Source organism: Prevotella sp. TF12-30 (assembly GCF_003436715.1).
Taxonomy (GTDB): domain Bacteria; phylum Bacteroidota; class Bacteroidia; order Bacteroidales; family Bacteroidaceae; genus Prevotella; species Prevotella copri_A.
Genome location: NZ_QSQJ01000019.1, coordinates 20,151 through 30,457, shown reverse-complemented (window position 1 = coordinate 30,457; position 10,307 = coordinate 20,151). Strand labels below are relative to the sequence as shown.

The 10,307-nt window shown below is 46.6% G+C and carries 8 protein-coding genes; 7 read left to right on the top strand and 1 reads right to left on the bottom strand.

From position 1 onward, the window contains the following. From DXD25_RS08755 to DXD25_RS08725, 7 genes are all read left to right on the top strand, one after another. A partial coding sequence (locus DXD25_RS08755) for a dTDP-glucose 4,6-dehydratase (RefSeq protein WP_147327880.1) occupies positions 1-897 on the top strand: 897 nt, incomplete at its 5' end. Between the two features lie 195 nt (positions 898-1,092). Then, the gene (locus tag DXD25_RS08750) at positions 1,093-2,055 is read left to right on the top strand and encodes a PCMD domain-containing protein (protein WP_233522243.1); all 963 of its coding nucleotides are present in this window, start codon (positions 1,093-1,095) and stop codon (positions 2,053-2,055) included. A gap of 92 nt (positions 2,056-2,147) precedes the next feature. Continuing rightward, complete coding sequence (locus DXD25_RS08745; protein ID WP_370453411.1) at positions 2,148-3,287, top strand: BamA/TamA family outer membrane protein; 1,140 nt, start codon at positions 2,148-2,150, stop codon at positions 3,285-3,287. Positions 3,288-3,332: 45 nt separating this feature from the next. Continuing rightward, positions 3,333-5,060: a phosphoethanolamine transferase gene (locus DXD25_RS08740; protein ID WP_117663002.1), complete on the top strand. Its 1,728-nt coding sequence runs from the start codon at positions 3,333-3,335 to the stop codon at positions 5,058-5,060. Between the two features lie 144 nt (positions 5,061-5,204). Beyond that, a complete protein-coding gene (locus DXD25_RS08735; RefSeq protein ID WP_089542890.1) occupies positions 5,205-6,734 on the top strand; it encodes a carbon-nitrogen hydrolase family protein in 1,530 nt (509 codons plus the stop codon). 74 nt (positions 6,735-6,808) lie between these two features. Next, complete coding sequence (locus DXD25_RS08730) at positions 6,809-7,885, top strand: o-succinylbenzoate synthase (RefSeq protein ID WP_117663000.1); 1,077 nt, start codon at positions 6,809-6,811, stop codon at positions 7,883-7,885. A gap of 108 nt (positions 7,886-7,993) precedes the next feature. Then, on the top strand, positions 7,994-9,007 hold the full coding sequence (locus tag DXD25_RS08725; protein WP_117662998.1) for an AMP-binding protein: 1,014 nt from the start codon (positions 7,994-7,996) through the stop codon (positions 9,005-9,007). On the opposite strand, the gene aroB is transcribed toward DXD25_RS08725, so the two are convergent. Further along, positions 8,994-10,040 carry a 3-dehydroquinate synthase gene (aroB, locus tag DXD25_RS08720; RefSeq protein ID WP_117662996.1) on the bottom strand — a complete coding sequence of 349 codons (1,047 nt, stop codon included), beginning with the start codon at positions 10,038-10,040 and terminating at the stop codon, positions 8,994-8,996. The two genes, DXD25_RS08725 and aroB, sit on opposite strands and share 14 nt — an antisense overlap. Positions 10,041-10,307 lie beyond the last annotated feature (267 nt).

Sequence of the window (10,307 nt, the reverse complement as noted above, 5' to 3'; positions counted from 1 at the left end):
ATCCATCTCGCTGCCGAGAGCCACGTAGATAGAAGTATCAAGGATCCATTCACTTTTGCTCAGACCAACGTGATGGGTACCCTGTCTCTGCTCCAGGCGGCAAAGATTTACTGGGAGAGTCTTCCTGAGGGATATGAGGGCAAGCGTTTCTACCACATCTCTACCGATGAGGTTTATGGTGCATTGCAGATGACTCATCCTGAGGGCATTCCTGCTCCTTTCACCACCAAGGCATCCAGCGATAAGAACCATGAGGCTTACGGCGAGGAGTTCTTCCTGGAGACTACCAAGTACAATCCTCACTCTCCATACTCTGCATCTAAGGCTAGCTCAGACCACTTCGTCCGTGCTTTCCACGATACATACGGTATGCCAACCATCGTAACCAACTGCTCTAACAACTACGGTCCATACCAGTTCCCTGAGAAGTTGATTCCGTTGTTCATCAACAACATCCGTCATCGCAAGCCATTGCCTGTATATGGTAAGGGTGAGAATGTGCGCGACTGGTTGTATGTAGTGGATCATGCCCGTGCCATCGATATGATTTTCCACAAGGGTAAGATTGCTGAGACCTACAACATCGGCGGTTTCAACGAGTGGAAGAACATCGATATCATCAAGGTGGTAATCAAGACCGTTGACCGTTTGCTCGGCAGAAAGGAAGGCGAGGATATGGACCTCATCACTTACGTAACTGACAGAAAGGGTCACGATATGCGTTATGCCATCGACTCTCGCAAGCTTCAGAAGGAACTCGGTTGGGAGCCATCACTCCAGTTTGAGGAGGGTATTGAGGAAACCGTAAAATGGTATCTCGATAACCAGGAATGGATGGACAACGTTACCTCTGGCGATTACCAGAAGTACTATGACAACATGTATTCTAACCGTTAATAGACACCCTGTAAGAGCAAAAGCTTTCACTATCCCAAGCTTTTGCTCTTGCGGGGCTTTTTTTGTTTTTCATCGATTAAAATCCCCTAAATATATTATTATTTCTTAATATTTCATTTTTTAGTACTTTGAAAACCCGAAAGTACGAAAAGTTTTTCTATCTTTGCAGCATCTAGAAAGATAAAAGTAATAGATATGAAAAAACAAGTAATTTTTGGCATTGCATTAGCGCTTGCTATTTTGTCATGCCTTCCTATGCAGGGACAGGAAAAAGTGGTTCCTCTGAAATATGGAAATATGGACCACTGGGTAATCAGAAATATCAAAGAGTCGGCTATCATTGGTGGTAATCAGAAAACCGTTTATGCCGTAGGACCTAATATGACTATCCATGGCAATACTCCATATACCAATAAGGGTGGGTCTCCTTGGGGGTCATCCAATGTTCTTGCGCATGTTTCCGGCATTTACAAGACCAATAATTCGGTTTATCGCGACAGGCACGGCAGTGGCTATTGCGCCAAATTGGAGACTCATATAGAAAAGGTAAAGGTGTTGGGACTTATCAATATCAAGGTACTTGCAGCTGGTTCCCTTTTCCTGGGAAATGTTCGTGAACCGATCACCAGTACCAAGGATGGTCCAAAGGCTATCAACTGGGGTATTCCGTTTACGGCTCGTCCTAAGGCTTTGCGTTTCGATTACAAGACCTCCCTTCCTAATGTTGCCAACCGTATCAAACAGAATGGATTCAGTGGTGCCTCTACTGTGGCTGGAAGAGACCATGCCATCGTGGTGCTCTATCTTCAGAAGCGTCACGAGGATGCCAAGGGTAATATCACAGCCAAGCGAGTGGGTACGATGGTGGTACGATACGGCAAGAGTACGAATGGATGGGTGGAAGATGCAACCTATACAATCCACTATGGTGATATCCGTCACATGGCTGGCTACCATGCCGCAACGATGGGACTCCGTTCTACCGATTATGCCCGCAACAGCAAGGGTAAGAGTGTGCCCGTAAGAGAAGTGGGATGGGCTGCTGCCGATGAAACGCCTACTCATCTCATTCTCCAGTTCTCTTCTTCGGATGGCGGTGCCTATATCGGAACACCAGGCAACACCTTGTGGATAGATAATGTGTCACTGGTATATTAATGATGTATCACAGGTTTATTAGTAAATGACGAAAAAAGAATCAACAGGAAAATATTGACTTTATGAAGCATATTCTAACCATACTTTTTGCGATGATGGCATTGAGCAGCTATGCCTCGGAGCCAATTTCTTCAGATACTCTCTCTTCAGAGAAGGTGGATACAGCCCAGCAGGTCAAGAAATCGTGGATGACGCGATTCCTTGACTACTTCAATGATGCCAACAAGAACAAGCAGCATAAGCGGTTCGACTTCAGCGTAATCGGAGGGCCTCACTATGCTTCTGATACCAAGTTTGGTCTGGGAATGGTGGCTGCAGGACTTTACCGCACCGATCCTAACGATAGCATTTTGCCGCCTTCCAATGTATCGCTTTTCGGTGATGTCAGTTCGGTGGGCTTCTATATGTTGGGTGTTCGGGGCAATCATATAGCTCCTGCCGGTCGTTACCGCATTGATTATCATCTCTATTTCTATTCCTTCCCTTCCGATTTCTGGGGAATCGGTTACGAGATGGGCGATAACGATGACAACAAGAGTGATATGAAGCGTTGGCAGGCTCAGGCAGAAGCCAGTTTTCTGTTCAGGGTAGCCGATAACTTCTATGTGGGACCGATGGCAGCTTACGACTATGTGATAGGCAAGCAGATAGAGCGCCCGGAATTGCTGCAGGGGATGGATAAGCATACCTGGAATGTAGGAGTGGGTGTATCTTTGGTTTATGACAACCGAGATAATCTTACCAATCCGCACCGGGGTATCTATCTGAATCTGAAGCAGATGTTCCGGCCAGAATTTATGGGTAATGATTATGCCTTTAGTACGACTCATTTCCGTTTTGATGCCTATCAGCGACTGGGCAAGGGAACGATTCTTGCCGAGGATTTCGGAGCCAATCTCAATTTCGGCAATCCTTCATGGGGTATGATGGCGGAACTGGGAGGTACCAGTTCGATGCGCGGCTATTACGAGGGCCGCTATCGTGACAAGCATTCACTGGAGGCTACCGTGGAGTTGCGCCAGCATGTCTGGAAGCGAAATGGTATTGTGGTCTGGGCTGGAGCAGGTACAGTTTTCCCTAAGTTCTCTGCGTTGCGAAGCAGACAGATTCTGCCGAATGCGGGAGTAGGCTATCGCTGGGAGTTCAAGAAGAATGTGAATGTACGATTGGATTATGGATTTGGAAAGTCTGGACAGTCTGGCTTCCTCTTCAATATCAACGAGGCTTTTTAATGATGTATTTCCGTGGTATGCTATATATATAATAAGGTATAGTCTATGAATCATTCTATATGTAATACAATATATAATAAGGTGTCTTCGGGTACCTTCCTTTACTGGTATGCGGTGGTGGCATTGCTGCTGCCCAACATCGCCCTGTGCTTTACCGAAAGATTGTCTTTCTGGGCGGGCGCAGCCAATGTGCTGTTGCCTCTGGCTCTGTATATGTGGGTCTTTTCTGTAGCCAGATGTCCGGGCAAGATGGTATGGTGGGCATTTCTCTTTGTCTTTTTCGCAGCCTTCCAGCTGGTGTTGCTCTATCTCTTCGGAACGGGAGTGATAGCGGTGGATATGTTCCTGAATCTCGTGACCACCAATCCAGGAGAGGTGATGGAACTGCTGGACAATCTGGTACCTGCCGTGGTAGGTGTTTTTGTGATTTATCTTCCCTTGCTCATCCTGGCTGTCATCCATATCAGGAAGAAGCGTCAGTTATCTGTCTCTTTTCAGCATCACGTTCGCAAATGGCTGATGGAGGTGGGGGCTATCGGCCTCTTCTGTCTGCTGGCATGCTATGTGGTGGTGGATGATTACCGGATGCGCAATCAGCTCTATCCTGTCAACGTCTGCTACAATCTCTATCTGGCTTTCGAGCGCAATGCGGCATCGGAGAATTACAGGGAGGCAAGCCGTAACTTCCGGTTTGATGCCCGGAGCGAGCACGATGTGGAAACTCCTGAGGTGTATGTGATGGTAGTGGGAGAGACGGCACGAGCCCATAACTTCAGTCTCTATGGTTATCCTCGAAATACTAATCCTCTGCTTTCCAAAACGCAGGGTATTATGGCTTTCCCGAATGTGACAACGCAAAGCAACACCACCCACAAGAGTGTACCGATGCTTCTGTCGGCTGCTTCGGCAGAGGATTTCCCACGGCTCTTTCATGAGAAAGGCATTCTGGCAGCCTTCAGGGAAGCCGGATTCCATACCGTGTTTATCAGCAACCAGTTGCCCAATCATTCGTTTATCGATTTTCTGGGAGAACAGGCTGATGAGCATTACTTTCTGAAGGAAGAATCTGCCCAGGGCAGTCACTATGATGAGGATCTGTTGCAGAAACTTGATAGAATCTTGCCCAAGGCTGATGCTTCCTCGTCTGCCCATTACCGTTATCGCAAGCTCTTCGTCGTTCTTCATACCTATGGTTCTCACTTCAATTATCAGGAGCGTTATCCCCGTAGTTTCGCTTATTTCAAGCCCGATAGCAGGAGTGAGGCAAAGTCGGAGAATCGGCGTGACCTCCTGAATGCCTATGATAATACCATCCGATATACCGATAATATCCTGCATGGTATCATTGAACGTCTGCAGAAATGGGAGGGGATACAGACTAAGACGGATGGGGTATATGGTCAGCCTATCTCAGCGATGCTCTATACCAGCGATCATGGAGAGAATATTTTCGATGATGAGCGCAGCCTCTTCCTTCATGCTGCCCCGAAGGCTTCGGATTACGAACTGCATGTGCCTTTCATCATCTGGACTTCTGAAGGATTCAGTAAACAATATCCGGATATATTGAAGGCATTGGGAGAAAATCGGTCAAAACAGGTACAGAGTAGTCTTTCGGCTTTTCATACCATGTTGGGCATCGGTGGCATTCAGACCCATTATCGTCAGGATGAATACTCGGTGGCAAGTGATAAATATCATCCGGTAAAGTTGCTCTATCTCAATGATCATGATGAGGCAATACCGCAGGAAGATGCCAAGTTTTTGCGTTAAATTCTAAGCCAAAAGGCTTTCTTACAGCAAAATACATGAAAAGAGTTTTCGTAAATATCAATTATTTGCGAAAACTCTTTGTCGTATCTATAATTTGCTGTATCTTTGCACCCGGATTTAGATAATAATAAAAATACAGTTGTTATGGAACCAACTCGAAAAATCGAAAAGGTGAGCATGCGCAACCTCCACATGGAGGATTATGACCAGCTCGCCAAGTCGTTTAAGCGTATTTACGCAGACTCAGATGTATTCTGGACAAAAGAACAGATTAAGAAACTCATTACTATCTTTCCTGAGGGACAGGTGGTTATCATCGTGGATGATAAGATTGTGGGCTGTGCCCTCTCTATCATCGTCAACTATAATATGGTGAAAGGCGATCATACCTATGCTCAGGTGACAGGTAATGAGACCTTCAATACCCACGATCCTAATGGAAACATCCTTTATGGTATTGAGGTATTTATCCACCCTGATTATCGTGGTCTGCGATTGGCTCGCCGTATGTATGAGTATCGCAAGGAACTCTGCGAGAAGCTCAACCTGAAGGCGATCATGTTTGGTGGTCGTATTCCAAACTATCATAAGTATGCCGACAAAATGCGCCCTAAGGAGTACATCGAGCACGTAAGAAACCGTGAGATTTACGACCCGGTTCTTACCTTCCAGCTTTCCAACGACTTCCACGTTCGCCGTGTCATCCGCAACTATCTTCCTAGTGATGAGGAAAGCGAACACTGCGCCACCCTGCTGCAGTGGGATAATATCTACTATCAGCCACCTACGGATTCTTATGTAGATAGAAAGCCAACCGTGCGAATCGGTCTGGTACAGTGGCAGATGCGTCCATACGCTTCGGTGGACGACCTCTTTGAGCAGGTAGAGTTCTTCGTGGATTCCGTAAGCGATTACAAGAGCGATTTCATCCTCTTCCCAGAGTATTTCAATGCGCCATTGATGGCAAGATTCAACGATTTGGGTGAGGCACAGAGCATCCGCATGATGGCTCAATATACTGATGAGATTCGTGACCGATTCCGTGAACTTGCCATCAGCTACAACATCAATATCATCACGGGTAGTATGCCTTATCTCAAGGATGATTCCCTCTACAATGTCGGTTTCCTTTGCCGTAGAGATGGTAGCGTGGATATGTACGAGAAGATTCACGTAACTCCTGATGAGCAGAAGTGCTGGGGATTGAGCGGCGGTAGCCATATCCAGACCTTTGATACTGATTGTGGTAAGATTGGTATCGTAATCTGCTATGATGTGGAGTTCCCTGAACTTTCCCGTCTGATGGCAGAGGATGGTATGCAGATCCTCTTCGTTCCATTCATGACCGATACGCAGAATGCTTACTCTAGAGTGAGAGTCTGTGCCCAGGCGCGTGCCATTGAGAACGAATGCTATGTAGCCATTGCAGGTAGTGTGGGTAACCTGCCACGTGTTCACAACATGGATATCCAGTATGCCCAGAGTGCCGTATTTACTCCTTGCGACTTCGCCTTCCCTAACGATGGCAAGCGTTCGGAGGCAACACCGAATACCGAGATGATTCTCGTATCAGATGTTGACTTGAATCTCCTGAATGAGCTTCATACCTACGGTGCCGTTCGAAATCTTCGTGACCGTCGCAAAGACTTGTACGACTTGAAACAGAAAAAGTAAGTTAAGTGAAGAGTGAAGAACGAAGAGTGAAGAATTCAATTGTATTGATACATAGATATATAGATATATAAAGAATGTATAAGATAGACATCTCGGAGCGCACGCTCCACTTCAAGCAGCCGGCAGGCACGTCTCGTGGCGTATATACCACGAGACACAGTTATTATCTCACCCTTACATCGGATGAATTGCCGGGAGTAGAGGGAGTGGGTGAGTGTGCTACGCTCCCTGATCTCAGTTGCGATGCTAAACCGGAATATGAGATGACCCTTCGGCAGGTGTGCCAGATGGTGGAGCAGATGGGACGCATCCCATACGATATGATTCGTGCTTACCCTAGCATCACCTTCGGCTTGGAAACCGCCTTTGCCTCGTTCTTCGATGCAGCAAAGAAGCAGAACTTAAGTGTCTCTGTTCCTGCAGGAATGGAGAACCTGATAGATCTCTTCGACTCTCCTTTCGGAAAAGGAGAAGAGGGTATCACCATCAACGGACTGGTATGGATGGGTACTTACGAGGAGATGCTGGCACGACTGGAGGAGAAGCTCCAGGCGGGTTTCCATTGTGTGAAACTGAAGATTGGTGCCATTGATTTCTTCAAGGAACTCGATCTCATCAAGCGCATTCGTGATGTCTATACCCAGGAACAGGTGGAGTTGCGAGTGGATGCCAATGGTGGTTTTCTGCCAGAGAATGCCATGAGCCAGTTGGAGGCTTTGGCTAAGTATGATATCCATTCCATCGAGCAGCCTATCAAGCAGCATCAGTGGCCAAAGATGGCTCAGCTCTGTAGAGAAACTCCGCTTCCCATCGCCCTGGATGAGGAGTTGATTGGCGTGAATGTGAGAAGCATGAAGGAGGCTTTGCTCGATACCATTCGTCCACAGTATATCATCCTGAAGCCTTCGCTCCATGGTGGTATCTATGGTTGCAACGAGTGGATCCAGTTGGCCAGCCAGCGAGGCATCGGCAGTTGGATTACCTCGGCATTGGAGAGCAACATTGGTCTCCATGCCATCGCACATTATGCAGCCAAGGTATATGGTCCGGATGTAAAGATGCCGCAAGGTCTGGGCACCGGTCAGCTCTTTACTGATAACATCCCAATGCCATTGGAAATCCGGGGGGATAAACTCTTTGTTGTAAAATAATATAATATAGTATTTTACCCCTATTTGTTTCGGCGGATTTGCAATCCGCCGCATCATTGGGTAACTATTGCGGATTTGTAATCCGCTAAGCAGGGTATAATTTAAATTATGACTTTAGAAGATTTCCTTTCTGAATGGAATAACGATAGCGACCGGGTACTGGTGCATACCAGTGGCTCCACGGGAAAGCCCAAGCCGATGATGGTAGAGAAGAAGCGAATGCTCAACTCCGCCCGCATTACTTGTGATTTTCTGGGATTGAAGCCTGGTGATAGCGCTTTGCTCTGTATGTCGCTTGATTATATCGCAGGTAAGATGGTGGTGGTGCGCAGTATCGAGCGCCATCTCCATCTTATTTCTGTTTCTCCTAGTGGTCATCCGCTGAAGAATATAGATTTGAAAGATGTAAATGGAAAAGATGTAAACGGGGAAATCACTTTTGCCGCCATGGTTCCGATGCAGGTGTATAACACCCTGCAGGTTCCTGAGGAGCGGGAGCGACTCACTCATATCCGCCATCTGATTATCGGAGGTGGAGCCATCGATGCATCCTTGGAAAAGGAACTCCAGGCTCTTCCTGGCAATATCGCTATCTGGAGTACCTACGGCATGACCGAAACCTTATCTCATATCGCCTTGCGAAGAATCAATGGCGCTGAGACTAGCGAATGGTATCAGCCTTTTGATAGCGTGAAAATCAGTCAGACCGAAGAAGGCTGTCTCGTCATCGATGCCCCTCTGGTCTGTGCCGAAACCCTGGTAACGAATGATATTGTGGAAATAGAATCCTATATATATAATAAGGTGGAAAAACTTCGTTTCCGAATCAAAGGCAGAAAGGATAATGTTATCTGCAGCGGTGGTATCAAGATTCAGATAGAAGAAGTAGAAGAATTTCTGAAACCTCATCTGGAAAAGCCTTTCATGCTTGCCAAGAAGAAAGATGAAAAGTTTGGAGAAATCGCCGTTCTCTTGTCAGAGGACAAAGAGATAAAAACAGTAGAGGCGACTATCCGCCGCCTCTTATCTGATTATAAATACTGGATTCCAAGGGAATTCCTTCATGTAGATCATCTTCCGCTTACCGAAACCGGAAAGCCGAAGCGATCTATCCTTCTCTGAAGAAGTCGAGTGCTTCCTTGATTTCTTCTGTTGTAGCGGTCTGGTTGATGCGGATATCTCCGATGGCTCCCATCATGGTGAAGTTGATGATACCATTCTGGTTCTTCTTGTCGTGATGCATCAGCTCAATCAGCTCGTCGTAGTCATCGCAGGTGATATTCAGCGTACCGTAGTTCTCCTTGATGAAGGTCACGGTCTGGCGCATCTTCTCTGTTGGGAATCCTGTCTTTGCCACACTGAGGTAAAGTTCTGGAATCAAACCGAATGCCACGGCATAACCATGAAGGATTGGCTTGCGCTTCAGCGCCCAGCTCTCGAAGGCATGACCGAAGGTATGTCCCAGATTCAAAGCCTTGCGGATGCCCTTCTCATGAGGATCCTGTTCCACGATGCGCTCCTTCACCTTCACGCTGTCGCCCACCATGCGCTGCAACTGCTTCAGGTCTGGGTTGGCAAGGTCGAAGCTTACCAGCTCTTCCCACATCGCCTCGGTAGAAATTAAGCCGTGCTTCAGCATCTCGGCATAACCCGAACAGATGTTCTCGGCATCCAGGGTCTTCAGGAACTCGGTGTCGAGAATTACGAACTTAGAATCATTGAAAACACCCACCTCATTCTTCAAACCTCCGAAGTTGATGCCGGTCTTTCCACCCACAGATGCATCTACCATCGCCAGCAGGGTAGTAGGGATATTGATGAAGTTGATGCCGCGCTTGAAGGTGCTGGCAGCAAAACCGCCGAGGTCGGTTACCATACCGCCTCCGAGGTTGATCATGCAAGAGTGACGTGAAGCGCCACCTTCCTGCAGTCCCTTCCATACCATCATCAGGCTTTCTATGTCCTTATGACTGTCGCTAGCCGGAATCGTTATCACCTTAGCTTCCTTCATGCAGTAGAATTTCTGCAAAACCGGAAGGCACTTTTCCTGTGTGGTAGTATCTGTAAGCACAAACAGCTTGTCGTGCTCGCATTCTGAGAGAGCGCTTACCAGTTCGTTCTCCAGATGGGTTGATATGATTACTCTCTGATTCATAACATATATACTTTTAAAAGAAACTGACTTTCTGAGTCACCTTTTGTGGGCAACTCATTGTAAATTCACTTGCAAAGGTACGTTAAATCAGAGACAAAACAAAATAAAAAGCACTTTTTTATCTATAAAAGTTTAAACCTTGATATATTTTATGCGTCAAAAGAAGCAGAATGCCCCAAAAAGAGCATCTGTTTTTTTACAATTGTGCTTTTATCGGGTCTAATCATGTAAGTAAGTCAAAAATATATAAGTAAGGAATAATAATAA

What these genes read in the sequence shown, in the direction of transcription:
- DXD25_RS08750 (WP_233522243.1), top strand. Translation starts at nt 1,093, where the DNA reads ATGAAAAAACAAGTAATTTTTGGCATTGCATTAGCGCTTGCTATTTTG.
- DXD25_RS08745 (WP_370453411.1), top strand. Translation starts at nt 2,148, where the DNA reads ATGATGGCATTGAGCAGCTATGCCTCGGAGCCAATTTCTTCAGATACT.
- DXD25_RS08740 (WP_117663002.1), top strand. Translation starts at nt 3,333, where the DNA reads ATGAATCATTCTATATGTAATACAATATATAATAAGGTGTCTTCGGGT.
- DXD25_RS08735 (WP_089542890.1), top strand. Translation starts at nt 5,205, where the DNA reads ATGGAACCAACTCGAAAAATCGAAAAGGTGAGCATGCGCAACCTCCAC.
- DXD25_RS08730 (WP_117663000.1), top strand. Translation starts at nt 6,809, where the DNA reads ATGTATAAGATAGACATCTCGGAGCGCACGCTCCACTTCAAGCAGCCG.
- DXD25_RS08725 (WP_117662998.1), top strand. Translation starts at nt 7,994, where the DNA reads ATGACTTTAGAAGATTTCCTTTCTGAATGGAATAACGATAGCGACCGG.
- aroB (WP_117662996.1), bottom strand. Translation starts at nt 10,040, where the DNA reads ATGAATCAGAGAGTAATCATATCAACCCATCTGGAGAACGAACTGGTA.